Annotated in this window: 17 protein-coding genes; 11 read left to right on the plus strand and 6 right to left on the minus strand. The window is 72.9% G+C overall.

Annotated features, from left to right (window positions below):
• Positions 1-29 precede the first annotated feature (29 nt).
• Positions 30-2,129: an HNH endonuclease signature motif containing protein gene (locus GCG21_RS07070; protein WP_152818589.1), complete on the minus strand. Its 2,100-nt coding sequence runs from the start codon at positions 2,127-2,129 to the stop codon at positions 30-32.
• A 226-nt stretch (positions 2,130-2,355) separates the two neighbouring features.
• Here GCG21_RS07070 and GCG21_RS07075 point away from each other — a divergent pair, with 226 nt between their 5' ends.
• The 7 genes from GCG21_RS07075 to GCG21_RS07105 all read left to right on the plus strand — a co-directional run bounded on the left by GCG21_RS07075 (position 2,356) and on the right by GCG21_RS07105 (position 17,098).
• A complete protein-coding gene (locus GCG21_RS07075) occupies positions 2,356-8,628 on the plus strand; it encodes an Ig-like domain-containing protein (protein ID WP_152818590.1) in 6,273 nt (2,090 codons plus the stop codon).
• Positions 8,629-8,717: 89 nt separating this feature from the next.
• A complete protein-coding gene (locus tag GCG21_RS07080; RefSeq protein ID WP_227993462.1) occupies positions 8,718-9,707 on the plus strand; it encodes a MoxR family ATPase in 990 nt (329 codons plus the stop codon).
• 20 nt (positions 9,708-9,727) lie between these two features.
• On the plus strand, positions 9,728-10,969 hold the full coding sequence (locus GCG21_RS07085; protein WP_152818591.1) for a DUF58 domain-containing protein: 1,242 nt from the start codon (positions 9,728-9,730) through the stop codon (positions 10,967-10,969).
• Positions 10,966-13,320 carry a transglutaminase family protein gene (locus GCG21_RS07090; RefSeq protein ID WP_152818592.1) on the plus strand — a complete coding sequence of 785 codons (2,355 nt, stop codon included), beginning with the start codon at positions 10,966-10,968 and terminating at the stop codon, positions 13,318-13,320. The genes GCG21_RS07085 and GCG21_RS07090 overlap by 4 nt, the downstream gene beginning before the upstream one ends.
• Positions 13,321-13,516: 196 nt before the next feature.
• The gene (gene leuA / locus GCG21_RS07095) at positions 13,517-15,250 is read left to right on the plus strand and encodes a 2-isopropylmalate synthase (RefSeq protein ID WP_227993465.1); all 1,734 of its coding nucleotides are present in this window, start codon (positions 13,517-13,519) and stop codon (positions 15,248-15,250) included.
• A gap of 343 nt (positions 15,251-15,593) precedes the next feature.
• Complete coding sequence (gene recO, locus GCG21_RS07100) at positions 15,594-16,325, plus strand: DNA repair protein RecO (protein WP_370517367.1); 732 nt, start codon at positions 15,594-15,596, stop codon at positions 16,323-16,325.
• Positions 16,325-17,098, plus strand: coding sequence for an isoprenyl transferase (locus GCG21_RS07105; protein WP_152818593.1), 774 nt, complete (start codon positions 16,325-16,327; stop codon positions 17,096-17,098). The genes recO and GCG21_RS07105 overlap by 1 nt, the downstream gene beginning before the upstream one ends.
• 16 nt (positions 17,099-17,114) lie before the next feature.
• Here GCG21_RS07105 and GCG21_RS07110 read toward each other — a convergent pair whose 3' ends face one another.
• From GCG21_RS07110 to GCG21_RS07130, 5 genes are read right to left on the minus strand one after another with little or no spacing between them, the layout of a single operon-like run.
• Positions 17,115-17,702, minus strand: coding sequence for a DedA family protein (locus GCG21_RS07110; RefSeq protein WP_152818595.1), 588 nt, complete (start codon positions 17,700-17,702; stop codon positions 17,115-17,117).
• On the minus strand, positions 17,695-18,102 hold the full coding sequence (locus tag GCG21_RS07115) for a Fur family transcriptional regulator (RefSeq protein WP_152818597.1): 408 nt from the start codon (positions 18,100-18,102) through the stop codon (positions 17,695-17,697). Before GCG21_RS07115 ends, GCG21_RS07110 begins: the two co-directional genes overlap by 8 nt.
• Positions 18,099-18,998, minus strand: coding sequence for a metal ABC transporter permease (locus GCG21_RS07120; protein ID WP_152818599.1), 900 nt, complete (start codon positions 18,996-18,998; stop codon positions 18,099-18,101). Before GCG21_RS07120 ends, GCG21_RS07115 begins: the two co-directional genes overlap by 4 nt.
• A 1-nt stretch (position 18,999) precedes the next feature.
• Positions 19,000-19,779 (minus strand): metal ABC transporter ATP-binding protein, encoded by a 780-nt coding sequence (locus GCG21_RS07125; protein WP_194164981.1) that lies wholly within the window; start codon positions 19,777-19,779, stop codon positions 19,000-19,002.
• Positions 19,776-20,762, minus strand: coding sequence for a metal ABC transporter substrate-binding protein (locus GCG21_RS07130; protein ID WP_194164982.1), 987 nt, complete (start codon positions 20,760-20,762; stop codon positions 19,776-19,778). The genes GCG21_RS07125 and GCG21_RS07130 overlap by 4 nt, the downstream gene beginning before the upstream one ends.
• 53 nt (positions 20,763-20,815) lie before the next feature.
• On the opposite strand from GCG21_RS07130, the gene GCG21_RS07135 reads away from it, so the two are divergent.
• The 4 genes from GCG21_RS07135 (at position 20,816) to GCG21_RS07150 (ending at position 26,569) form a co-directional block, all read left to right on the plus strand.
• Positions 20,816-22,345, plus strand: a complete 1,530-nt coding sequence (locus GCG21_RS07135; protein ID WP_152818605.1) for a YibE/F family protein — start codon at positions 20,816-20,818, stop codon at positions 22,343-22,345.
• A gap of 104 nt (positions 22,346-22,449) precedes the next feature.
• On the plus strand, positions 22,450-23,658 hold the full coding sequence (dusB, locus tag GCG21_RS07140; protein WP_255475307.1) for a tRNA dihydrouridine synthase DusB: 1,209 nt from the start codon (positions 22,450-22,452) through the stop codon (positions 23,656-23,658).
• Positions 23,659-23,746: 88 nt separating this feature from the next.
• Entirely contained in the window at positions 23,747-25,246 is a 1,500-nt protein-coding gene (locus tag GCG21_RS07145; protein ID WP_152818607.1) for a polysaccharide deacetylase family protein, read from the plus strand.
• A 69-nt stretch (positions 25,247-25,315) separates the two neighbouring features.
• Positions 25,316-26,569, plus strand: a complete 1,254-nt coding sequence (locus tag GCG21_RS07150; protein ID WP_370517368.1) for a deoxyguanosinetriphosphate triphosphohydrolase — start codon at positions 25,316-25,318, stop codon at positions 26,567-26,569.
• Positions 26,570-26,573 lie beyond the last annotated feature (4 nt).

Genomic DNA, 26,573 nt, shown 5'->3' on the forward strand with positions numbered 1-26,573 from the left:
CCCCGTTCCAGAAGGTGCGGGCGGGCCGGTCAGGGCAGCGACGAGTCCGCGGGAGCCGTGAGATCGAAGTCTGGGAGCCCCTGAACGTCCGCGCGCCCCTCGAGGCCCTGGGGGTCTGGGAGTGCACCGAGGTCTGGAAGTGCACCGAGGTCTGGAAGTGCACCGAGGTCTGGAAGTGTGCCGGGGCCCTGGAGTGCGGCGAGGTCACGGCGGTGCCAGGCCTGGTCGGTGACCTCGCTCGTGCCGGTCGGGGTGCGCAGGAACCGTAGGCCCATCGGGCCCCTCCAGTAGTAGGTTCCGGGTCCGAGCATGACGTAGGACCACGAGCCCCGCCCCTGCGGCTGCCCGGGATGATTATGCGTCTTCCAGCGATGGTGCCGGCGGCACAGGCTCGCGAGGTTGCAGGTGCAGGTCGGCCCGCCGACCGGGTCACCCTGGCGGTCGGTCTTCCAGGGGTCGATGTGGTCGGCATCGCAGGCCCGGGCCGGGCGGGCGCATGCCGGGAACACGCAGGTTCGATCCCGTAGGTGGAGGTGGTCCTTGATCACGTCCCCGGCGGCATAGCCGGCGACTTCGTGTTCGGTTTCGAGGTCGATGACCGGACGCACGAATATCTGCGGCCCCCACGACCCACCAGACCCGCGCGGCCTATCAGAGCCCCGTGGCCCGTCAACGGGCGCGCTGTCGGGCATGGCCGGGCCGTGGGGTGTGGTGAACATGGCGACGACCTCGGCGGCGCTGATCACGAGCCCGGGCGGGATCCCCGGCCCCTCGATGCGCACGGGTTCGCGGGCCAACCGGCCCGCGACGTAGGCCGGACCTGCGGCGTGTTCGGGACGAGCCGGACCGGCGGCGTGTTCGGGACAAGTCGTGTCCACCGAGGTGGCCGAGCCCGGCGGGTCCGCGCACGACCCACCGGCGAGCAGGCAGCCAGGATCACGGTCGGGACGATCAGGAGGCCGATCACCGGGATGACGATCGAGTGATCGGTCGCCGGGATGACGATCGGGTGGTCGGTTTCCAGAATGCCAGTCGGGTTGGTCGGGTGGCCTGCCGTCGGGCCAGAACGCCGAGGCGTTCATGTGCAGATACATGACGACCTTCGCCCGCGGCACGCCCCGACCCGACCACGCAGGCCCGCAGGACACACCACCGCCCGCGGCCGTGGCAGGCGCCTCGCCGGTCAGACCCGCCGCCGCTCCGGCCGCGCCTCCCACGGCTGGACTCGCGCCCGTGCCCGCGGCCATGACGTTGGTGCCGCCCGTGCAGTCCAGCGCCCCCGCCCCCGGCGCCTGTGCCTGCCGGGTCTGCTGTGCCTCCTGTGCCTGCTGGCCTGATTGTCCGTTGGTGAGGTCGAAGCCGTCCTGCCGGGTGGGTGCGGGGTGGTGGGTGGCGGCGATGATGCCCTCGAAGGTGAGCGAGCGTCGGGTATCGAGGACCTCACCGGATCCGGCGGCCTTGAGTTGCGCGGCCCCGAAGGCCAGGCTCTGTTCCAGATCGAGGGCCGCGAACGTGGACACGATCGCGTCGATGCGGCCGGTGCCGTCGGTGCCGATGTGGACATCGGCCCGGCGCGGATCGGCCTGCGCCCGCTGCAGGTCGGCGTACTGGTCGGGCATGTGGGTGATCATCGCCTCCCGCACCAGGGACTTGATCGCGTAGCGGCCCCGGATCGCCCCGGCGGCAGCGACCTGGACATCGACGAACCGGGCCGCCTCATCATTCAGGCCGAGGGTCTGTTCGGCCACGAGCCTTGCCGTGTGCGCCCGGGTGCGCCCATCGAGGACCCGCCCGTACAGCAGTGGCAGGCGTTCGGCGACCTCGAGGGCTTCGAGGAGCATCGCCTGGGCGGCGTCGGTGGAGAAGCCGGTCACGGCCGCGAACCAGTTCGCCGCCGAATCGCAATACGAGACCCCCAGGGCCAGATCGGTGTGACACGACCACGCCCCGCACTCTTCGGTGACCGGGCTGCGCTGGGCGATCTCGATCGCCAGGAAGAACAGATCGGCCTCCGCACCCGCCTGGACCTTGCGCACCTGGCGGACCCGGTCCAGTACCGCGTCCTCGGACGCGAGCGAGGCGATCTCCGCTCGCCTCGCTCGCATCTGCCGGGCCGCCTTCGTGCTCATGAAACAACCCTAGAACCGAGCACCGACATTCACCCCGGGCAACTCAACGACAGCCCGAAACCCATGAAATCCCGCGGCATCCCACGGAATCCAGGGAACGGTCCACGCCCCCTCAGGTCGGAGCCGGGTGCGTGTGATTCGGCCGACACCCCGACCGGTAGCCGAGCGTTTATGTGCGGCGGGTACCATCGAACGCCGAAGGACAGGTGCGACGAGAGAGGGTTGAGTGCGGGAGCGCAGGCGAGCCAGGCGCCGGCAATGGGTCGGTGCCGTCGTCACGGCACTCGTCTCCACCCTCGTGGTCGTCCTCTCCCTCACCTACGAGGGCGTGGCCACCGCCGACGTCGACCTGCACAACGGCGGCATCTGGGTCACGAACGACGCCTCGGTGCTCGTCGGCCGACTGAACGAGCCGGTCGGGGAGATCGACGCGAGCACCGCCGGTACCTCCCGGTCGCTCGACGTGCGCCAGCGCGGCGAGAGCGTCTACCTCCTCGATCGGCAGGCCGGCAGCCTGCAGCGGATAGACACGGCCATGGTTGCCCTGGCCGGGAGCAGCGTGCCGCTCGGTCCCGAGGCCGAGGTCGGCCTCGGCGAGAACACGGTCGGCGTGCTCGACCCCCGCACGGGAGACCTGTGGTCCTTGCCCTTCGACGGCGTCTCCGTGCTTGAGGACCCGACCGCGACCGCCACCGCTCATGTGGGCGACGACGCCTCCCTCGCGGTGGCCGACGACGGCACGGTCCACGCCCTCGATCCCGTCCCCGCCGAGATCGTCACGATCGACCCCGCCACCCGACCCGGTGTCGAGGAGCTGACGGCCGACGGCGCCACGGACACCGGCGAGGGCGTCCCCGACGGCTCGGACGGATCCGACGCCGAGGAGGCGGCCGGCGAGGATGCAGAGGCGGGCGGTTCGGGCGCCGAGGACTCCGACGCACCCGATCCCGTCACGCGCACCCCACTGGGCGAGGGCGTCGAGCTGAGTACAGCGCAGACGCAGCTGACCGTCGTCGGCACGGTGCCGGTCGTGCTCGCCTACGACGAGAACGCTCGCAGTCTGCGCCTCCTACGTCCGGACTCTGGGCAGTCGGAGCCGATCGACCTGAGCGACACGGGACTCGACCTCGCCTCCGCCCGGCTGCAGGCGCCGTCGGTCGGAGGATCCGAGGCGTTCATCGCCACCAGTGACGCCCTGATCGCCGTGCCGCTCGACGGCTCCGAGCCTCGGATCGAGCCCGTGGCCGCGGGCGCCCCGGCGCAGCCGGTCCAGGTGGCCGGCTGCGCGTACGGTGCCTGGTCGAGCGCCGATTACGTGCGCTGGTGTGGTTCGGGGGAGCGGGCCGCGGCCGCCGTCCACGAGCAGATCCCCGACTACGGCACGGGTGAACTGCGGTTCCGGGTCAACCACGACCTCGTGGCGCTCAACAACCTCGACGACGGCGACTCCTGGCTGCTCGAGGAGACCCTCGTCCTCGTGGACAACTGGACCGAGACCATCCCGCCCACCGACGAGCAGGAGGAGGACGAGGAGGAGTCCGACGACCTCGTCCAGGAGGACGTCCCGCTCGAGCGCGACCAGGAAAACCGCGACCCCGTGGCGCAGGACGACGATCTCGGCATCCGAGCGGGATCCTCCACGACCCTGCCGGTGCTCGCCAACGACTCCGACGCGGACGGGGACCTGCTGGCGGTGACGGACGTCGAGGCCGTGCCCGAGACGTTCGGGACCCTCGAGCCCGTGCACCACGGCCGTGCCCTGCAACTGCACGCCACGGAGCAGGCGAGCGGCACCGTGCGCGTCGAGTACACGATCGGCGACGGCCGCGGCGGAGAGGACTCGGCCACCCTCGCCCTCACGGCGTCCCCGGTGAACGCGAACCGCCCGCCGGTGCAAACCGAGGACGTCGAACTGACGGTCGTCACGGGTGAGGTCGCGAGCGTCGATGTGATGCCGGCCGTCCAGGACCCGGACGGCGACCCCGTCTACGTCGTCGGCGGCGAGAGCACGGACGAGCACGACATCACGACCAGCCCGACCGGGATGGTGCGCATCGCCGACCGCGGTCTGAGTACGGGGAAGCGGACCGTGCCGGTGCGGGTCTCCGACGGGCGCGCCGAGACCGAGATCGGGATCGACCTGACCGTGCTGCCCGAGGCGCCGGTCGAGCCCGAGGTCGTCTTCGACTACGTGCACGGCTTCACAGGCCAGGAGATCCGGGTGGAACCGCTGCGCAACGACCGCGACCCGGGTGGCCGCGCCCTGCGGCTCGCGCAGGTCGGCGGCGTCGAGGGGGCGACGGTCTCTCCCCGTCTCGACGACGGGATCTTCACCCTGACGAGCGAGAGCCCGGGCACCTACTACGTGACCTACACGGCCGCGAACGAGGACGGCCTGTCCGCCGAGGGCCTCGTGCGGATCGACGTCGAGGCCCGCGCCGAGCGCGCCCCGACGGCGGTGGCGGACATGGCGCTCCTGCCTCCCGGCGGCTCGGTGCTCGTGGACGTGCTCGCCAACGACATCGATCCGGCGGGCGCTGTCATCGCCGTCGAGAGGGTCGAGCCGCCCACCGATCTCGACGTCTCGATCACCGACCACCGGGTGCTCGAGATCTCCTCGCCTCAGGGGATCGCCGGCCCGACCGATCTCGAGTACACGGCCTCCAACGGTCACGGCACCTCCCGGGGCACCGTCACCGTGCTGCCCCTGCCCACGGACTCCGAGCCGCTGCCTCCCGTGGCGAAGGCCGACACGGTCCGCGTGCGCGCGGGCGACCACGTGACGATCCCCGTGCTCGAGAACGACATGCACCCCGGCGGCCTGCCGTTCGAACTCCAGGACGCCCTCGTGGAGGAGCCGGGCGCCGGCGAGATCTTCACCTCGCAGAACACCGTGCGGTTCAAGGCGCCCGACCAGGCAGGCACCCTCACGGCGATCTACGGCATCGAGGACGAGAACGGGCAATCGTCCTCGGCGACCATCACGATCCACGTGGTTGCGCACTCGGACGATGTCAACTCCCCGCCGCGGCCCGGCCCCGTGGACGTGCGCGCCTTCGCCGGTGAGCGCATCCGCATCCCGATCGACCTGCTCGGTCTCGACCCGGACGGCGACTCGGTCTCCGTCGCCGGCGTGTTCGAGGCGCCCACGGTCGGCCGGGTGCTCGAGGTGGGCACCGCCTGGCTCGACTATCGGGCCCCGAGCGACGCCCACGGCGTCGACACCTTCAGCTACCTCGTGGTCGACCGGCTCGGCGCGACCGCCACCGCCGAGATCCAGGTCGGCATCATCCCGCCGCCGGCCACCAACTCACCGCCGCTGCCCACGGCCGACGAGATGCACGTCCGACCGGGCCGGCCCGTCCAACTCGACGTGCTCGCCAACGACACCGATGCCGACGGCGACCAACTCACCTATGGCGTCCCCGCCTTCACCGAGACCGACGGGCTCGAGGTCGAGGTGACCGACGGTCTCGTGAGCTTCACCTCCCCGGAGCAGGAGGGCACCTCGGTGCTCACCTACCAGGTGACCGACCGGCGCGGCGGGCATGCCCAGGGAACCCTGCGGGTGGTGGTGAGCGAGGACGCGCCACTCCTGCCGCCGATCGCCGTCGACGACGTCGTGCCCGGCCACGCGATCGTCGACACCGACACGGTGACCATGGACGTGCTCGCCAACGACTGGGACCCGGACGGGTCGCGACACGATCTGACGCTGAGCGTCGAGCCGGCCGAGGGCGGGCAGGACACGGCGGCCGGTGGTGCACGCATCATCGACGGCGAACTCGTGGCGCCGGTGCGGGACGAGCGCCAGGTGCTCCTCTACACCGTGACCGACACCGACGGTCTCACCGGCAAGGCCTTCGTCGAGATCCCGGGCCGTCTCGACACCGGTCCCGTACTGCGACCGGACCTCGACCTGAGCGTCTACAGCGGCGAGGAGGTCGTGCTCGACCTGGCCGACGTGGTCGTGGCCCCGAGCGGCAAGCCCGTGCAACTGGCCGACGCCGCGGCGACCGTGGCCACGAACTCCGACGGCAGCTCGCCCGTGGTCGACGACACGACGCTGCGGTTCGTCTCGGCCGCCGACTACGTGGGACCGGCCACGCTCACGTTCCGCGCCACCGACGCCGAGGATCCGAACGCGAACGGCATCCTCGTCTCGACCATCACCGTTCCGATCCAGGTGCTCCCCGTGGGCGCCGTGCCGCCCTCGATGCGCGGTGGCAGCCTCGACCTCGAGGCCGGCGGGGACCCACAACAGCTCATCCTCGGCCAGCTGAGCGACGATCTCGACACCGACGTCGACGACCTGACCTACGAGATCGTCGAGGCCCCCGCCGGGTTCCGCACCGAGATCACGGGCGGCATGGTGCTCGAGGCGGCCGCCGAGGTCGACACGCCCCCCGACACGACCGGCGCGGTCTCGGTCCGGGTGAGCGATCCCGACGGCGGCTCCGATACGGCGGACATCGCGGTGCGAGCGCTCTCGTCCACGGCCCCGCTCATCACCACGGGCGACGACGACCTCGGAGACGTCCACCAGGGCCGGGCCACCCCCATCGACGTGCTCGCGAACGACTCCAACCCGTTCCCGGGCGAGCCCCGCACGATCACCGACGCGTTCGTCGAGACCGGCGCCGGCGACGTGGCCATCGAGGGCGACTCCCTGTCGATCACCCCGAGTGCGGACTTCGTCGGGCGGATGAGCATCGTCTACCGCGTGGTCGACCGCACGAAGGATCCCGCCCGGGCGGTCGAGGGCCGGGTGCGCGCCTCCGTGCTCGGCGCCCCCGAGCAGCCCGTGGCCCCGCGGATCGAATCGGTCGGCAACCACGAGGTCGTCGTCTCGATCACGCCCCCGAGCGACAACGGCGCCCCGATCACGGGCTACACCGTGGCACCCGATGGTGCCGGCGCCCAGGACTGCCCGAACACGACCTGCACGATCACCGGGCTCACGAACGGGACCGACTACACCTTCACGGTCACCGCCGTGAACGAGGTGGGGGAGTCGCCGCCGTCGGGCGCCTCGGCCGCCGCCACCCCCGACGTCAAGCCCGGCCCCGTCGCGCCCCCGACACTCACGTTCGGCGACCGGGAGCTCGGGGTCGACTGGAGCCCGCCGGCGAACGAGGGCACGCCCATCCGCGAGTACCAGGTCCAGATCTCCCCGTCCCCGGGAGGATCCGGGCAGGAGAGTGTCACCGGGGACGTGACGAGCCTCACCTGGACCGGGCTGACCAACGGCACCGCCTACCAGTTCCGAGCCCGGGCACTGAACGAGGCCCGCGAGCCCGGGGAGTGGGGCCCCTGGTCCGCCACCGAGATCCCCGCCGGCGTGCCGGCGGCGCCGGCCGCACCGACGATCGAGCGGGTCGACACCCCCGCGGGCGGGCAGATCGACGTGGCCTGGGTCAAGCCCTTCGAGAACGGCGCCGCCATCGACGCCTATCACGTCACGATGATCACGGACGGCGCCCCCGCCGAGCCCGTCCGCTTCGACGCGAGCACGACCAACCACCGGTTCGAGGTGACCAACGGCAGGGACTACGCCTTCACCGTCGTCGCCGAGAACCGGGCCGGGAGGTCGGACCCGAGCCCGGCCTCGGAGCAGGTGCGCTCATTCGGCAGGCCCGGGATCCCGACCTCCGTGCGGGCCGAGCCGACGGGCGAGAACGGCAGGGCGACGGTCTCGTGGACGGCGCCGGGCGACAACGGTCAGGCGATCCGGCAGTACCAGTACAGCGTCGACGGCGGCAGCAGGTGGACGGGCGTGAGCAATGACGGAACGATCGGCGGCCTGACGAACGGCACGACGTACCGGCTCGCGGTGCGCGCCTGCAACAGCTATTGCGGCGAGGCCTCGGCGGCGGTCGGCGTGTCCACCTACGGCCCGCCGGGCGGCCCCGACATCGACTCGAAGGCCGACGGGCAGCGCATCACCTTCTCGTGGCGGCTTCCGGCCTCGGACAACGGCGCGACGATCAGCACGGTCGAGTACAGGACCGACGGCGGCTGGAAGCGATCGAAGCGCGACGACTCCGCCTCCGTCGAGCCCGGCTGGAACTCCTCGGGATCGATCGAGGTGCGGGTCACGAACGAGCACGGCCAGACCACGACCGGCTCCGCATCGGCACGCACCGGCGCCAACCCGGTCAAGCCCACCCTCGAGGTGCGGCGGACCCGGCCCGCGAACGAGGGCTCCGCCTGCACGCACCGCTCCTGCGCCTACGTCGACATCGGCTACGCGAACCTGACCCCGGGGGAGACCTACACGTTCGAGGTCTGGTTCCCGCCCGCGGACGACCGCTTCGGGCCGCCGACCGACCTGCGCGAGACGGTCGCCGTCGCCGTGACCGACCCGAGCGGCGTCGTGCGCACGGAGCGCTTCTACGGCTACCCGGGCGGCGACGTCAAGGTGACCGTCGCCGGCGGCGACCTCGGCGGCGCCGAGTATTCGACCACGCGCGAATGGCCGGACGCCGATCCCGGCTAGTCTCTTCCACGGCCCACCCCCGCCTCACCCCGATCGCCCCCGATCGCCACAGCCCCCGACCGCCACAGCCCCGCATCGAAAGGATCCCCATGACCGTGACCGCCGACGAGGTCATGACCCCGGACCAGGCCCTCTGGTTCTCCGACACCTTCTCGCGTCTCGTCGCGAACGTGGAGCAGGCGGTGCTCGGGAAGAACGAGGTGATCCGGCTCGCGTTCACGTGCCTGCTCTCCCGCGGTCACCTGCTGCTCGAGGACTACCCGGGCACCGGCAAGACCTCGCTCGCGCGGGCGCTCTCCGCCACGGTGCAGGCGAGCCACAGCCGGATCCAATTCACCCCCGACCTGCTCCCGAGCGACGTCACGGGCGTGACGATCTTCGACCAGGACAGCCGGCAGTTCACGTTCCACCGGGGCCCGATCTTCGCCTCGGTCGTGCTCGCCGACGAGATCAACCGCGCCTCGCCCAAGACCCAGTCGGCGCTGCTCGAGGTGATGGAGGAGGGCCGGGTGACCGTCGACGGGGTCGCCCACGACGTGGAGCAGCCGTTCATCGTGCTCGCCACCCAGAACCCGATCGAGCAGGCCGGCACGTACCGGCTGCCGGAGGCCCAGCTCGACCGGTTCCTCATGCGCACCTCGCTCGGCTACCCCGACCGGGACGCCACGATGGGCATCCTCGCCGGCTCCTCGGTGCGCGACCGCTCCGCCGTGCTCGAACCGGTCATCACCGCCGGGGCCGTCGTGGAGATGGCGACCCTCGCCAACGGCGTCTACGTGGACGAGGCCGTGCTCGAGTACGTCACCCGGCTCGTCGAGGCCACCCGCTCCACGCCGGAGATCGCCCTCGGCGCCTCGGTCCGTGGGGCCCTCGCCCTCGTCCGCAGCGGCAAGACCTGGGCCGCCGCCCACGGCCGCCACTACGTGATCCCCGACGACATCAAGGCCCTCTCCCAGCCCGTGCTCGCCCACCGGATGGTGCTCGACGCGGAGGCCGAGTTCGACGGCGCCACGACGGCCGCGGCCCTCGACCGCATCCTCGCCACGGTGACGCCGCCGGCCCAGCGCACGGCCAACTGAGAGCGGCGCGCGACGACCACATGAATACGCAAGCGGACACGACCCGATCCCTCACGCACGTCGTCACCACCCTCATGAGCAGCGTGCGCCGCACCGCGCCCGCGGTGCGGTGGGTGAGTCGGGCCGGCTGGGTGAGCCTGCTCGCGGGGATCGCCCTGCTCGTCGCCGGCCGGATCCTCGGCTGGATCGAGCCGACGATCATGGGCGCCGCGCTCGTGCTCCTCATGGTCGGCGCCGCGGCCTTCGCGATCGGGCGCCACCCCTACGAGGTCGGCCTGCGGCTCCATTCCGGCCGGATCGTCGTGGGCGAGCGCGCCATGGGGGCCCTCGACATCACGAACACCTCCGATCGGCCCGTGCTGCCGGCCCGCGTCGAACTGCCCGTGGGGGCGGGGGCCGCGAGCTTCTCCCTGCCCACCCTCGCCGGCGGGGCGACCCACAGCGAGCTGTTCACGATCCCGACCCAGCGGCGCGGCGTCATCGTGGTCGGACCGGTCTCCTCCGTGCGCGGCGACCCGATCGGGCTCGTGCGGCGCTCCGTCGTGTGGACCGAGCCGCAGGAACTGCTCGTGCACCCGGCCACCGTGCGCATGCACGGCTCCGCCGCCGGGTTCCTCCACGACCTCGAGGGGCAGGCCACCAAGGACCTGACCAACGCCGACCTCGCCTTCCACGCCCTGCGCGAGTACGTGCCCGGCGACGACCGGCGCTACGTGCACTGGCGCTCCTCCGCGCGCACCGGAACGCTCATGGTGCGCCAATTCGAGTCCACCCGCCGCACCCACCTCGTGCTCGCCGTCTCCACGGATCGGCGCGACTACGAGACCGGCGACGAGCTCGAGCTGTCGATCAGCGCGATCGGCTCGCTCGGGCTGCACGCCTTCGCCGGCGAGAAGGACGTCACCACCCTGACGAGCGAGGAGCACGTGAGCACCGTGGGTGTGCGCCCCTTCCTCGACGGACTCACCCGGATCGAGATGAGCGGGCGCACCCGGCACATCGTCGAACTCGCCCGCGCCATCAGCCAGGAGGCCCCCCATGCGACGATCGCCGTGCTCGCCGTCGGAGCCGCGACGAGTGCCCGCGACATCCGCGCTGCCGGCGCCGTCCTGCCCGTCGGGGTCAGCGGCGTCGTCATCCGCGCCGAGCTCGGCGCGACCACGAGCATCCGCCGCCTCGGTGTCATGACCGTGCTCACCCTCGGCTCCCTCTCCGACCTCCCGGCCGGGTTCCGCAAGGTGGAACGGCGGTCGGCCGCATGAGGGCGCCCGATTCCCGCCGCTCGGCCCGGGGCCGGCGCCGGAGTTCGACCGCCCCCGCCGCCCCCCAGCCCGTGCTCACGTGGCTCACCCGCGACCGCGGGATCGACATCGCGGTGCTCACGGCGATGACCGCCCTCGCGCTCGCCCCGCTCGCCGACGCCTACCAGTCCGCCTCGTTCTTCATCGCCTGCGGGGTGGGCCTGCTCGCCGGCGTCACGATCGGGGTCGTCGGCGCCGCGCGCCGCTGGCCCACGATCAGCGTGATCGCCGCGACCCTCGTGGCGATCTTCGCCCTCGGCGCCGTGGCCGCCCCGACCACCGCCATCGGCGGGATCGTGCCCACGCCCGAGACCTGGCAGCTCATGGGCGTCGGCTTCGTGACCGTGTGGAAGCAGGTGCTCACGATCGCGCCCCCGCTCGGGGGAGCCGGGGTGCTGCTGCTCCTGCCGTTCCTGCTCGCGCTCCTCGGATCGATGCTCGCGCTCGTGCTCGCGCTGCGCACCGCCCGATTCTGGACGGCGCTGCTGCTTCCCGTACTCGTGTGCACCGCCTCGATCCTGTTCGGCACGCGCGAGAGCGTGGGCCCGCTGCTCCTGGGCGTCGGCGGGATCCTGCTGGCGATGTTCTGGGTGGCCCACCGGGCCGGGCGGCTCGAGACCCGCCGGGTCATCGCGCTGCCGATCGTCGCGGGCCTCGTGGTCATCGGCGGCACGGCCGCCAATCTCGTGCTTCAGCCCGAGAACGTGCGCTACGTGCTCCGCGACCAGATCGAGCCGCCGCCCGACCCGCGCGACTTCGCCTCCCCCCTCGCCTCGTTCCGCAAGTACGTGGACGCCCGCGCAGACGACGTGCTCTTCCGCATCGACGGCGAGATCCCCGACCTCGCCGGCACCCTCGGGGAGCACCCCGAGGGCGGGATCGCGCTGCGCCTGGCCGCGATGGACTACTACGACGGCCGGGTCTGGAACATCGCCGAGGTGTCCACGGTCGCCACGGGCGCGTTCAGCCGCACCGGCGAGCGGATCACCTCCGATCCGGTCGAGCGCACCCCGGAGCTGCGGATCGAGGTCGAGGACTACCACGACGTGTGGGTGCCCGGCATCGGCGGCTCGGTCGAGGTCACCTTCGGGGGCACGCGCGCCAAGGACCTCACGCGCAGCTTCTACTACAACCGGGTGAGCGCCACCGGCCTGGTCACGGCCGGGCTCCAGGGCGGCGACTCGGCCGATGTGCACTTCACGGTCGCGGACACCCCGGCCGACGTGGACCGGGCCGGGCTGCAGGCAGAGAGCCTCTCGCTGCCCGAGCCGGTGCAGGTGCCCGAGTCGGTCGCCGACCTCGCGAAGAAGTACGCCGAGGGGGCCTCCGGGGACTACCAGCGGGTCGAGGCCCTCGCGCAGTCGCTCGCCTCCTACGGCTATTTCTCCGACGGGCTCGTGGGCGAGCAGCCCTCCCGCCCGGGTCACGGCGCGGGCCGCCTCGCCACGATGATCGAGGACCCGGAGGCGATCATCGGCGACGAGGAGCAGTACGCGGCGCTCATGGCGCTCATGGTGCGCGCCCTCGGCCTCCCGGCCCGCGTGGTCATGGGCTTCCACCTGCCCCCGGGCGAGACCGCGGTGACCGGTGAGGACGTGACCGCCTGGGTCGAGGTGGCGTTCGAGGGTGCCGGCTGGCTGCCGTTCTATCCGACCCCGCCGGAGGACCAGAAGCCTCAGACCCAGGATCCCGAGCCGCAGGACCGCCCGCAACCGCAGGTGATCCAGCCGCCCGACCCGCCGCAGCCCGAGGCCGAGGTGCCCCCGCAGGAACGCGACGAGATCGACCCGGACTCCGAGGAGACCGACGACGAGGAGGATCGGCCCGCCTGGGTGCGCTACAGCGCCCTGCTCGGCCTGCCGCTGCTCGTACTCCTCGCGCCCATCGCGATCATCCTCGCCCTCAAGGACCGCCGGCGACGGCACCGCCGCACCCGCGGCACGGCCTCGAACCGGCTCGCGGGCGGCTGGCTCGAGCTCTCCGACCAGGCACTCGACCTCGGCCTGGTCGCCCCGCCCGGGCTCACCCGCTCCGAGGCCTCGGCCGTGCTCGCCCGGGAGTTCGGCGTGTCGACGACGCTGCTCGCCCAGCGCGCGGACGCCGGGGTGTTCGCGCCGGAGGAGCCCGCCGAACGGGAGATCCTCGCCTTCTGGGAGGAGGTGACCCAGACGCGCGGATCGCTGCGCCGGGCCCGGACGCTGCGGCGCCGGTTCCGGGCCGCGATCTCGCTGCGGTCGCTGCGGGCCCACCGCCGGCGGGCGCGGCTACGGCGGGCGCGGGGTCCACGGACGGCGCGCGGGCGCCGTCCGTGATCGGGAGAGCCTCAACGGGACCGGTCGGGACCGGTGCGGCAGGCGGCCACGGGCGCGCTATGCTGAGGCCATGCGTTTCGGATGTGATCTCCTCCTTCTGTGCCGCGGCGGGGCCCGATAGCGGCCGACCCCTCGTCGCGGAGTCTCGTGGTGCCGGCCTCGAAGCCACCCGATCATCCGAAGGAAGCTGACGACCATGTCGAGATCCACGCCCATGCCGGTGACGAAGTACCGGCCGTTCCACGAGTCCATCCGCGTCGACCTGCCGGACCGCACCTGGCCCGACAAGCGCATCACCGCCCCGCCCCGCTGGCTCAGCACGGACCTGCGCGACGGTAACCAGGCGCTGATCGAGCCGATGGACCCCGCGCGGAAGCGCACGATGTTCGACCTGCTCGTGCGGATGGGGTACACCGAGATCGAGGTCGGCTTCCCGGCCGCCTCGCAGACTGACTTCGACTTCGTGCGCTCGATCATCGACTCGGGCGCGATCCCGGAGGATGTGACGATCTCGGTGCTGACCCAGGCGCGCGAGGATCTGATCGAGCGCACCGTCGCCTCGCTCGAGGGGGCCCACCGGGCGAGCGTGCACATGTACAACGCGACCGCCCCGATCTTCCGCGAGGTCGTCTTCCGCAACGACAAGGCCGCCACGATCGAACTGGCCACTCGCGGCACGCAGCACGTCATGGACTACGCGGAGAAGATCCTCGGCGACGACACCGAGTTCGGCTACGAGTACTCGCCGGAGATCTTCATCGACACGGAGCTGGACTTCGCGCTCGAGATCATCGAGCGGGTCATGGACGTGTGGGGCCCGGAGGAGGGGCGGGAGATCATTCTCAACCTGCCGGCCACGGTCGAGCGGATCACGCCGAACGTGTACGCCGACCAGATCGAGTGGATGAGCCGGCAGCTGAGCCGGCGGAGGCACATCTCGCTCTCGGTGCACCCGCACAACGACCGGGGCAGCGCCGTGGCGGCGGCCGAGCTGGCGGTGCTGGCCGGGGCCGACCGGGTCGAGGGATGCCTGTTCGGTCAGGGGGAGCGCACCGGCAACGTCGACCTGATCACCCTTGGGATGAACCTGTACTCCCAGGGCGTGGACCCGGGCATCGACTTCTCCGACATCGACGACATCCGCCGCACGGTCGAGCACTGCACCCGCATGGACGTGCACCCGCGCCACCCCTACGGCGGGGACCTCGTGTACACCGCGTTCTCCGGCTCGCACCAGGACGCCATCAAGAAGGGCTTCGACCTGCGCAGGCAGCAGGTCCAGGCCGCCGGCGGCGACGACGCCGCGGTCGTGTGGAACATGCCGTACCTGCCCGTGGACCCGGCGGACGTGGGCCGTAGCTACGAGGCCGTCATCCGCGTCAACTCCCAGTCCGGGAAGGGCGGGGTGGCCTACCTGCTGGCGAGCAGCCGGCAGCTCGACCTGCCGCGCCGGCTGCAGATCGAGTTCGCGCGCGAGGTGCAGGCGCACAACGAGACGGACGGCGGGGAGGCGACCGCGGAGACGCTGTGGCAGCTGTTCTCCGACGAGTACCTGCCGGCGACGGCCGAGAACGGGCTCACCCCGTGGGGCAGGTTCGCCCTCGGTGCCACGCAGGTCACCTCGGCCGGCGACGGCGGGGACGACCAGCTGACCGTCACCCTGACCGACGCCGGGGTCGAGCGCGTGCTCACCGGCGCGGGGAACGGGCCCGTGGCCGCGTTCGTCGAGGTGCTCGGGGAGAGCGGGGTGCCCGTCAAGGTGCTCGACTACGCCGAGCACGCCCTCTCGGAGGGAGACGACGCGAGCGCCGTGGCCTACGTCGAGTGCGAGGTCGGCGACCGGGTGATCTGGGGGGTGGGGATCGACCCGTCGATCACGACCGCCTCCCTCAAGGCGATCATCTCGGCCGTCAACCGGGCGCTGCGCTGATCCACCCCGGCCCGCCCTCGGGTGGGGAGACTTTCCGGTGCAGCGCCCGGGGTATGCTCCCCGCCGGCCTCGGGCACCCCGGCCGGCCCTCGGGTGGGGAGACTTTCCGGTGCAGCGTCCGGGGTTTCTTCCCCGCCGGCCTCGGGCACTCCGCCCGGTCCTCGGGTGGGGAGACTTTCCGGTGCGGCGCCCGGGGTTTCTTCCCCGCCGGCCTCGGGCACTCCGGCCGGTCCTCGGGTGGGGAGACGTTCCGGTGCAGCGCCCGGGGCATCTTCCCCGCCGTTCCCGGACACCCCGGCCCGTCCTGGCGGCGGGCCGGGGATCGAGGTGGGAGAATGACGCGGTGAAGCTCTACCGGGACGAGGCCGTGGTGATCAGGTCGCATAAGCTCGGTGAGGCCGACCGGATCATCACGTTCCTCACCCGCGACCACGGGCAGGTGCGTGCCGTGGCCAAGGGCGTGCGGCGCACGTCCTCCCGGTTCGGCGCCCGCCTCGAGCCGTTCTCGGTGGTCGACCTGCAGCTGTACGCGGGCCGCAGTCTCGACATCGTGACCCAGGTCGACACCCTCGCCCCGCACGGCCGGCGGATCGGCGCGGACTACTCCCTCTACACGACGGCGACGGCCATGGTGGAGACCGCCGAACGGCTGACGGAGGTCGAACGGGAGCCGGCCCCGCAGCAGTACCTGCTGCTCGCCGGCGCGCTGCGGGCCCTCGCCGACGAACGCCACGCCGCCACCCTCATCCTCGACTCCTACCTGCTGCGGGCCCTCGCGGTCGCGGGCTGGGCCGCGAGCTTTGCCGACTGCGCCCGGTGCGGCGCGGACGGGCCGCACCGGGCGTTCGCGCCCGCCCTGGGCGGGATGGTGTGCGGCGGCTGCCGGCCACCGGGCTCGGCGGCCCCCGATCCGGCCACGGTCGACCTGCTCGCGGCGCTGCTCAGCGGGGACTGGTCGGTGGCGCAGGAGAGCGCCGAGCGCAGCCGGCGCGAGGCCTCCGGGCTCGTGGCCGTGTTCGTGCAGTGGCACCTCGAGCGCCGACTGCGGTCGCTCCAGCACGTGGAGCGGGCGTGATGGCGATCGCGCCCCCGCCCCATCCCAGCGGGGCGCGCCCGCCCGCGTTGCCCACGGTGCCGGCGCACGTCGCGGTCATCATGGACGGCAACGGCCGGTGGGCCAACGCCCGGGGCCTGCCGCGCACCGAGGGGCACGCCGCCGGGGAGGCGGTGCTCCTCGACGTCGTCGCCGGGGCGATCGAGCTCGGCATCACCCACGTGAGCGCCTACGCCTTCTCGACGGAGAACTGGAAGCGGTCCCCGGCCGAGGTCCGCTACCTCATGGGCTTCAACCGGGACGTGCTGCGCCGCCGCCGGGACGTCATGAACGACTGGGGCGTGCGGGTGCGCTGGGCCGGGCGCAGTCCGCGGCTGTGGCGCAGCGTCGTGGCCGAGCTCGAGGAGGCCGAGCGGCTCACCCGCGGCAACTCCACGTGCACGCTCACCATGTGCGTCAACTACGGGGGCCGTGCCGAGATTGCCGACGCCGCCCGCGACCTCGCCCGCGACGCCGTGGCCGGGCGCGTGGATCCGGCCCGGATCACCGAGCGCACGATCGCCCGCTACCTCGACGAACCGGACCTGCCGGACGTCGACCTGCTCCTGCGCACCGGCGGCGAGCGGCGCGCCTCGAACTTCCTCATCTGGCAGGCCGCCTACGCGGAGATGGTCTTCCTCGACAAGCCCTGGCCCGACGTGGACCGGCGCGACCTGTGGGCCGCCGCCGAGGAGTACGCCCGGCGCAATCGGCGGTTCGGGACCGCCGTGGACCGGATCGACCCGACCGCCTGAGCCCGCACCCGGGAGCTCACGAGGTCCGGTGGCTGGGCTCCTCGGGGATCGCCGGCGCATGCTCGGAGCGATCACCCCGCTCGGCGCTACCGGTGCCGGACCCGCCGCGGCGGGCGACCCGGACGGTCACGATGATCACCGCGACGAGGGCCGCGACGGCCGCGATCCCCAGCGGCGAGCGGATCGCCGTGCTCAGCGCGAGTTCCCAGGCGGCGAAACCCACGGTCGCGTAGAACAGGCCCCACACGATGGCGCCGGGGATCTGGGCGAGCACGTACTTCCACCAGGTGATCCGCAGGATCCCGGCCCCGGCCTGGACCATCGACTGGAAGCCGACGGTCACGTAGCTGAACGGGACCATGACCAGCCCCCAGCGCCGCAGGGCCCGCACGCCGGGGTCGGCGCCGCCGTCGTCGAGCCACGCCACGGTGCGCCGGATCGGCCCCCGGCGCGCGGAGGCGGACGGGTGGCGCCGGGCGCCCTTGATCGCCTGGTGGGTCACGCCGTAGCCGATCCAGTACATGAGCTGCCCACGCAGCATCGCGCCGACGACCAGCAGGGTCACGGCGATCCAGTACGGCATCTGGGCGAGGAAGTCAGGCATGCTGGGCACCAGCGTATCGGGCGGCGGCACACCGCGAACAGGTGCCGAAGATCTCCGCCGTGTGATCGATCTCTATGAACCCGTTCTCGCGGGCGATCGTCGAGGCCCAGCGTTCGACCACGTCGGCGGCGATCTCGACGGTGCGGCCGCAGTCGCGGCACACGAGATGGTGGTGGTGCTCGGCCCGCAGGCAGCGGCGGAAGAGCGCCTCGCCCTCGTCGTTGCGCAGCACGTCGACCCGCCCGGCCTCGGCGAGCGCGGTGAGGGTGCGGTAGACGGTCGCCAGCCCGATCGTCGAGCCGGCGGAGGCGAGCATGCCGTGCAGTTGTTGGGCGGTGCGGAAGTCGTCGGTGCCGTCGAGGAGGTCGTCGATGGCGGCCCGTTGCGGGGTCATTCTCATGCGGTGCTCCGTTCGAGGGCGGGCTCGGGTGCGCCGGCGCGGCGGCCGTGTCGGCGCCGCAGCAGCGGCCGGGCGAGGGCGAGTGCGGCATACACGAGGATCGCCAGGGCCACGATCACGGCCCCGGGGGCGAGCCGCACGAAGAAGGTGACGAGGAGACCGGCCACGCACACCGCGGCCCCGATCCCCATCGCCACATGCATCGTCGTGCGGAAGGACCGGGTGAGGAGCTGGGCGATCGCGACGGGCACGATCATGAGGGCCGACACGAGCAGCAGCCCGACCACGCGCATCGACACGGTCACCGTGACGGCGGCCATGACCGCGACCAGGATGTTCAGGGTCGCGACCGGCAGCCCGGACGCCCGCGCGAACTCCTCGTCGTGGCTCACGGCGAACAGCGCCGTGCGCAGCCACAGCCCGACCCCGAGGATGAGCGCTGCCATGAGCAGCGTCTGGACGACGTCCCCCGGGGTCACGGTCGAGAGGGAGCCGAACAGGTAGGCCATGAGGTTGGCGTTCGTGCCCCCGGCCAGGCCCATGACGACCACCCCGCCGGCGATGCCGCCGTAGAACAGCAGGGCGAGGGCGGTGTCGCCGGAGGTGCGCCCGCGCACCCGCACGATCTCGATGAGCACCGAGCCGGCGATCGAGACGACGATCGCGCCGGGGATCGCGTACGCGTCGGCCTCCGTGGCCCCGACGGCGGCGCCCACGAGCCAGCCGAGCGCCACCCCGGTGAGGGCGACGTGGCCCACCCCGTCGCCCAGGAGCGAGAGCCGGCGCTGCACGAGGAAGGTGCCGATGACGGGCGCCGACAGGCCCACGACGAAGGCCACGAGCAGGGAGCGCTGCAACATGGGGGAGGCGAGCATGAGGCCGAGCTGATCGAGCATCTCACCACCCCAATTCGTTCGGGGCGGTGGCGAGCACGCCGACCTCGCCCGGGTCGTCCTCGCCGTCCGCGCAGTGCGGATCGGCGGCGGCCGCGCCGCCGAGGTGTCCGAGCAGTTCCTCCCGCGCCACCCGGCCGCCCTCGAGGATCAGGGCCCGGTCGAGGAGCGGGGCGAAGTGGCCGAGGTCGTGCAGCACGAGCAGCATGGAGTGGCCGCGCCCGCGCAGGTCGGCGAGGATCCGGGCGAGCTCGGCCTGTCGGCGCTGGTCCACGCCGGTGGCGGGCTCGTCGAGGATGAGCAGATCGGGTGCGCGCACGAGCGCCCGGGCGATCGCGACGCGTTGCTGCTGCCCGCCGGACATGTGCGCGACCGGCTGATCGGCGCGGTGATCGAGGCCGACGGCGGACAGTGCGGACCGGGCGCGGGCGGTCGCGTGCCGGGGCAGGCGGAGCCGGGGACGCACGAGCAGGCCGGTGCGCACGACCTCGAGGGCGGTCGTGGGCATGCCGCCCACCGGTGCGAGCCGCTGGGGCACGTAGCCGATCCGGGACCAGGGGAGCGCGCGCGGCGAGGTGACGGCGGCACCGAAGATCTCCGCGTGCCCGCCGCTCGCGGGCACGAGCCCGAGCAGGGTCCGCAGCAGGGTCGACTTGCCCGAGCCGTTCTCGCCCATGATCGCGACGGACTCGCCGGAGCGCACGGTCAGGTCCACCCCGCGCAGCACGGGGCTCCCGTCGAGGTCGACCCGCAGGTCGCGGGTGTGGATGGTCGGTCGGTTCATGAGCATCCCAGGGCGGTGCGCAGTGCGGACAGGTTTCGGTGGGCCGCGGCGAGGTATCCGCCGTCGGGTCGGGTCTCGATCGGGTCGAGCAGCGCGACCGAGATCCCGAGCTCCGCGCCGAGCACGCGGGCGGCCTTCGGGGGAGTGAGGGGCTCGGTGAACACGGTGGTGGCGCCCGTGCCGGCGACGGCCGTGGCGATCTCATGGATACGGACCGGGGCGGGCTCCCCCTCGGGGTCGAGTCCGGAGACGCTCACCTCCGTCAGGTCGTATCGCTCGCCCAGGTAGCCGAACGATTGATGCGAGGTGACGATGGTGCGCCGCTCGCATTCGGCCAGCCCGGCCGTGTACTGCGCGTCGAGCGCGGTGAGGCGGGTGGTCAGGGCGGCGGCGTTGCGCTCGTAGTCGGCCGTGCCCGCCGGGTCGAGGCCGGCCAGGGCGTCCGCGACGGCGCCGGCCACGCCGGCGAGCCGGAGCGGGTCGAGCCAGAAGTGCGGATCGGCGCCCGCCATGCCGTGGTCGTGCCCGTCGTCGTGGCCGTGCTCGTGCTCATCCTCCTGATCGAGCCCGAGCAGCCGCGCCGGGCCGGTCACGTCGAGCACGGCCGGGGTGGTCCCCACGGCTGCGTCGGCGCCGAGGTGGGTGAGGGCGTCGTCGATCGCGGGCTGGAACCCGGGCAGGGCGAGTACGAGGTCGGCCTGCCCGAGGGTGAGCACGTCGGTCGGGGCGAGCTCGAGGTCGTGGGGCTCGGCGCCGGCCGGGGTGAGGTTGACGACCTCGACGCGGCCGCCCCCGACCTCGGCGGCGAGGAACTCGAGCGGGTAGAGCGAGGTGGCCACCCGCAGCGTCGAGGGCGAGTCCGCGGCGAAGCCGGCAGTAGTCTGAACGGTGACGCCGCAGCCGGCGAGCAGTGCCACGGCCGCGAGGCCGCCGACCGTGCGGATCGCCGGCCCACGCCTGCGGTGCCGCACGGTGATGAACATGGGAACCATTCTCAACGTAGGTGAGAATCATTGTCAAACGGAGTGACCGAGTCGTGACCGTCGATGTGACCCCTGCCGTGCCCGCCCGCCCGGGCATCCCCGGGCGGGCGCTCGCCGCACTGCTCCTGCTGCCGCTGGTGCTCGCCACGGTGGCCGGGCTCCTCGCGCTGTGGCCGGGCGCCGGCGCGCTGTCCGAGCGGCACGATCAGGTGGGCGAGTTCGACGTCGGCTGGCAGACGCAGACGCTGCGGGCCACCCTGACCGACGACCTCGATCCGTACACGGGCTCGGTGCCGATCCGCCTGCCGGACGGCGAGGTTGTGCGTGCCGACGCCGGCGACCTGGTGGCGATGGAGGGCCTCGAGGCCGGCACGCCGGTGGTCGTCATGTCCACGATGAGCGAGAGCTGGACCGAGGGGGTCGGGGATCCTCTGGTCGAGGCGCACTACTGGATACAGGACGTCGACCGCTCCCGGCAGCTGCGCGTGCTCGCGGTCGTGGCCGCCGCCGCGGTGCTCGCCTGCGGTCTCTGGCGGGGGGCCCGGGCGCTCCTGGTCGTGGCGGCGGCCGGCGCGCTCGGCTGGTTCTTCCTCATTCCGAACCTGCTCAGCGCCGAGTGGCCGCTGTGGGCCCTCGCCTGCACGGTCGCCGCGATCGTCCTGGCCATCGCCGTGGCCGCGTATGGGGTGGGCCGGCGCGCGGGCGTCACGGCGTGGGCGCTCCTCGCCGGTGCCGCCGTGGTCGCGGCGACCGGCTGGTTCGCGGTCGACTATGCGCACCTGAGCACCGGCATCACGAGTAGCAGCACCGCGTTCTACTACTATTTCGGCGGCACGGAGACTCCCGACGGCCTCTACCAGCCCGCGGCCGTGCTCGCCGGCGTGGCCGCGCTGAGCGTCATCGTGCCCGAGCAGGTGCGCCTGGCCTCCCGTGCCCGCCCCGGCGAGCAGCTCGGGCTGCTGCGCCTCGTGCGGGCCAGTGCGCCGTCGCTGCAGCGGGCGCTCGTCCTCGCCGGGCTCCTCGGAGGAGGCTTCCTCGTCGGCCCGGCGCTGGCCCGCCGACTCACCGGTGTCCCCGGAGGAATGCAGTTCACCGCCGACCTCGAGCTCGGCCTCGTGCTCGTCTTCACCGCGATCGTGGGCGCGGCCCTCGCCGCCCCGGTCACGGCCGGAGTCGTCCTCGGGCTCGGGCGCCTCGTCCGCCCGCCGGCCGATGACGCCGATGACGCCGATGACGACAGTGCCGATGCCGATGCCGATGCCACCGTGACCGCAGGGCCCACCGTGCCCGCGGACGGTCTCATTCCGGTCGCGCCGGTCGAGGACCGCCGGGCCGCGTTCCAACGGGTCGACTCGGGCGACCCCCAGCCCGCCCAGCCCACCCGGCCCACCCGGCCCGCGCCGCCGCAGGAGCCGCGGACGCCGGCGCCCCGGTCCGTGACGCCGGGCGAGCTGCGCCCGGCCCGACGCGAGCAACCCGAGGCCGCGTACCGTCGTCCTCCATCCCACAACCACCTGGATCACCTGGATCAACTGGATCGCTCGGACGCTGCGCACGGACCGGGCCCGCATTCGGCCGAGTAGTCGTCCGTTCCGCCCCGCCGTTCGGGGCCGCTGTGACCGAATCGACGCATCCGCACCAGGCCCGTCGCGCCGGGGACGGCGGCGGCCGGTGGGAGAATGTCGGCGTGCCGCAGCTGACGTATGGACCCCTCTCCCTGGGCACCCCGGTCGTGCTCGCACCGATGGCCGGGGTCACGAACGCGCCGTTTCGCACCCTGTGCAGGCGCGCCGCCGCCGCGGGCCTGCCGGCCGGTTCCCCGGCGGCCGCCACGGACGCGCCGGTCGGCCTGTTCGTCTCGGAGATGGTCACCTCCCGCGCGCTGGTCGAGCGCACCCCGGAGTCGATGCGGATCATCTCGGTCGATCCGGCGGAGGCGGCCGTGACCGAGTCCGGGCACGTGCGCAGCGTGCAGCTCTACGGAGTGGATCCGGCCACGGTGCGGGCGGCCGTCGAGCTGCTCGTATCCGAGGACCGCTGCGACCACATCGACCTGAACTTCGGGTGTCCCGTGCCGAAGGTGACCCGCAACGGCGGCGGGGCGGCGTTGCCGTGGAAGCAGGACCTGTTCACCGCGATCGTCTCCGGGGCGGTCGCGGCCGCGCGCCCCTACGACGTGCCGGTCACCGTCAAGATGCGCATGGGCATCGACCCCGACCACCTGACCTACCGCGACGCGGGCCTGCGGGTCCAGGACGCGGGCGTCGCCGCCGTGGCGCTGCACGGGCGCACCGCGGCCCAGCACTATTCCGGCACCGCCCACTGGGACGCGATCGCCGCCCTCAAGGAGGCCGTGACCGAGATCCCGGTGCTCGGCAACGGCGACATCTGGTCGGCCGAGGACGCGATGCGGCTCGTGGAGCAGACCGGCTGCGACGGGATCGTCGTGGGCCGGGGCTGCCAGGGCCGGCCGTGGCTGTTCACCGACCTCGTCGCCGCCTTCCACTCGAGCGGCGAGCGGGCCCGGCCCGGCCTGCGGGCCGTGACCGAGGCCATCCGGGCGCACGCGGTGCTCATGATCGAGCACATGGGGCAGGAGTCGCGGGCGCTGCGGGAGATGCGCAAGCACATGTCCTGGTACCTCAAGGGCTACGAGGTGGGCGGGCAGGTGCGCCGCGACCTCGGCCTCGTCGACACCCTCGCGGAGCTCGACGAGCGCCTCGCCGCGCTCGACCTCGACCAGGGATATCCGGGGGAGGGTGCCGAGGGGCCGCGCGGCCGCGCCGGCACACCGAAGGTGCCCGTGCTGCCGGAGGGATGGCTCGACTCCCGCGGGATCGACGCCCGGCTCGGGGCGAAGCTGCACCAGGCGGAACTGAGCATCTCGGGCGGCTGAGCGGGGACCGGCAGCGCACTCATGGGGGCTCACGCCGGCGCCGGCAGCGCACTCATGTGGGAACGAGGGGAACGAGAGGGAGCACGACATGGCAACGACACGGGAATCGAACGCGCACCGGCACCGCTCCGGGGCGGTGCTGCCGATGATCCTCACGACGGTGCTCGTGCTCCTCCTCGCCGCCGCGGTCGTGTTCCTCGGCAGCCAGGAGCCGCTCGCCCGGGCCCTCGCGGCGGGGCGCGCGAAGGAGCTGCCCGCCGGCGTCACGATCACCGCTGTGCACACGCCGGGCGATCCGGACGACGTGGCGAACATGGAGACCAACCCCGTCGGCGCCGCCGGGGATCTCGAGGCCCGCACGGGGGAGTACCCCGTCAAGCCCGACTCGCTCCTGCCGGTCGCGGAGGAGTGGGTCGCCGGCCGGATCGCGGCGTTCTCCGGCGGTGCGGACGGTGCGGGCGCGGGTGCGGACGACGCCGCCCACCTCGAACTCGGCTGGTCGCCGATCCTGCGGGCGGGCCCGTACCTCGGGGTCGACCTGACCTCGACCGTCACGCCGGAGCCGGGGGAGACGACCCACCAGAGCGTCTACGCCGACGTCACCTCCGGCGGCGCCTGGTCGGCGCCCGGGGACCTGTTCACCGGCACGGCGGCCGAGCGTGTCGCCGCCCTCGTCCGGACGGCGGCCAACCAGCCGGAGTTCGGCGATCGGCCGCATCCGTCCGCCGCCGAGGCACGCGTTCTGGCCCGGGTGGCCATGGCCGCGGCGCAGCTGCGGCCGGAGGGACTCGTGCTGCCGCTCGACGGCGACCGCGCCCTGCTCCTCGAGGCCGAGCCGGCCGCCGACTACCTGACCGAGGCGGGGAACTCGATCCTGGCCGCGGCGGTCGCCGGCACCGGATTCGCGGGCATCCCGGCGCCGCCGCCACCGCCGGGGAGGCCCGCGGGACCGGACCGGCTCACCTTCCCGGTGCGCGTCGACTGCTCGAGCGCCTCGTGCGTCGCCCTGACGTTCGACGACGGGCCGGGCCCGCACACGGGCCGCCTGCTCGACATCCTCGCCGAGCATGACGCCCCGGCCACCTTCTTCCTGCTCGGCGAGCAGACACGCAAGCGACCCGAACTGGTGAGGCGCATGGCCGAGGAGGGCCACGTCGTCGGTAATCACACCTGGGGACACCCGGACCTGGCGACGCTCGAGCCGCGGGAGATCGACCGGCAGATCGCCACGGCCGCTGACGAGATCGCGACGGCCGGGGCACCCCGGCCGGTGCTGCTGCGCCCGCCGTACGGGAGCCTGTCCGACTCGGCGCGGGACCGGATCGCCGCCGCGGGCGATGCGACCGTGCTGTGGGACGTGGACACCCTCGACTGGAAGACCCGGGACACGAAGAAGACCGTCGCCGCGGCGCTGACGGACGCGCGCCGCGGGAGCATCATTCTCATGCACGACATCCACGAGCCGACCGTAGACGCGGTCGCCGACATCATCACCGGGCTGCGCGAGGAGGGGTACACCCTCGTCGGAGTGCCGGACCTGTTCGGCGGCACGATGAACAAGGGCGGGATCTACCGTGATGGGCGCTGACGGGCGGGTGCGAGGGTGAGCCTGTGGATCGGATCGGCGGGGCCGGCGGGAAACGACTATCCTGCGGACGTGTCCGACCATTACGCCGCCGCCGACGAGCAGCGGTGGCTGACCGAGCCCCCCAAGCACACCCACCGCACCGCATTCCAACGTGACCGGGCGCGGGTGGTGCATTCGAGCGCGTTGCGGCGCCTCGGGGCGAAGACCCAGGTGCTCGGTCCCGGCACGGACGACTTCGTGCGCACCCGGCTCACGCATTCCCTCGAGGTGGCCCAGGTCGGTCGGGAGCTGGGCAAGTCGCTCGGCTGCGACCCGGACGTGGTCGACACGGCGTGCCTGTCCCACGACCTCGGGCATCCCCCGTTCGGCCACAACGGCGAGGGCGCGCTCGACCTGCTCGCGATGACCATCGGCGGCTTCGAGGGGAACGCCCAGACCCTGCGGCTGCTCACGCGGCTCGAGCCGAAGACCTTCGCGCCGGACGGCGGCTCCTGCGGCCTCAACCTCACGCGGGCGAGCCTCGACGCGGCCACGAAGTACCCCTGGGGGACCGGGGAGGGGCCCGTCGGCCACGACGGCACGGTGACCGCGAAGTTCGGGGTCTACGCCGACGACCTGCCGGTGTACGAGTGGCTGCGGGCCGGCGCCCCGGCGAAGGTGCGCTGCCTCGAGGCGCAGGTGATGGACCTGGCCGACGACATCTCCTATTCGGTGCACGACGTCGAGGATGCGATCGTGGGCGGCCGGCTGCACCCGGGAGTGCTGCGCGATCCGGCCGAGGTCGACCGGGTGCTCGACCACGTGCGCGACTGGTACGACCCGGACCTGTCGGACTCCGACCTCGTGGGCGCCACGAATCGGCTGCGCGAGCACCCGAACTGGGTGCGCTCCTACGACGGCTCGCGCCGCTCGCTCGCCACCCTCAAGGACATGACGAGCCAGCTCATCGGGCGGTTCTCCCGGGAGGCGGCGGATGCCACCCGCGAGCGGTTCGGGCAGGGGCCGCTCGTGCGCTACGCCGCCGACCTCGTGGTGCCGCCCGAGATCGAGGCCGAGATCGTGGTGCTCAAGGGGCTCGCGGCGACGTATGTCATGGCCCCGCGCGAGCTCGAGCCGGTGTATCAGCGCCAGCGCAGCATGCTCTCGGATCTCGTCGAGGTGTTCTCCGAGCGTGCCGAGACCGCACTCGAGGAGCCGTTCCGCCTCGACTGGCTCGAGGCGGACGACGACGCCACTCGCCTTCGGGTGGTCATCGATCAGGTCGCCTCGCTCACCGACCTGTCCGCGATCGCGCTGCACGCGAGCATGTGCCGGGGGGCCTGAGACG

This window comes from Pseudactinotalea sp. HY160, from assembly GCF_009372055.1.
GTDB lineage: Bacteria > Actinomycetota > Actinomycetes > Actinomycetales > Beutenbergiaceae > HY158.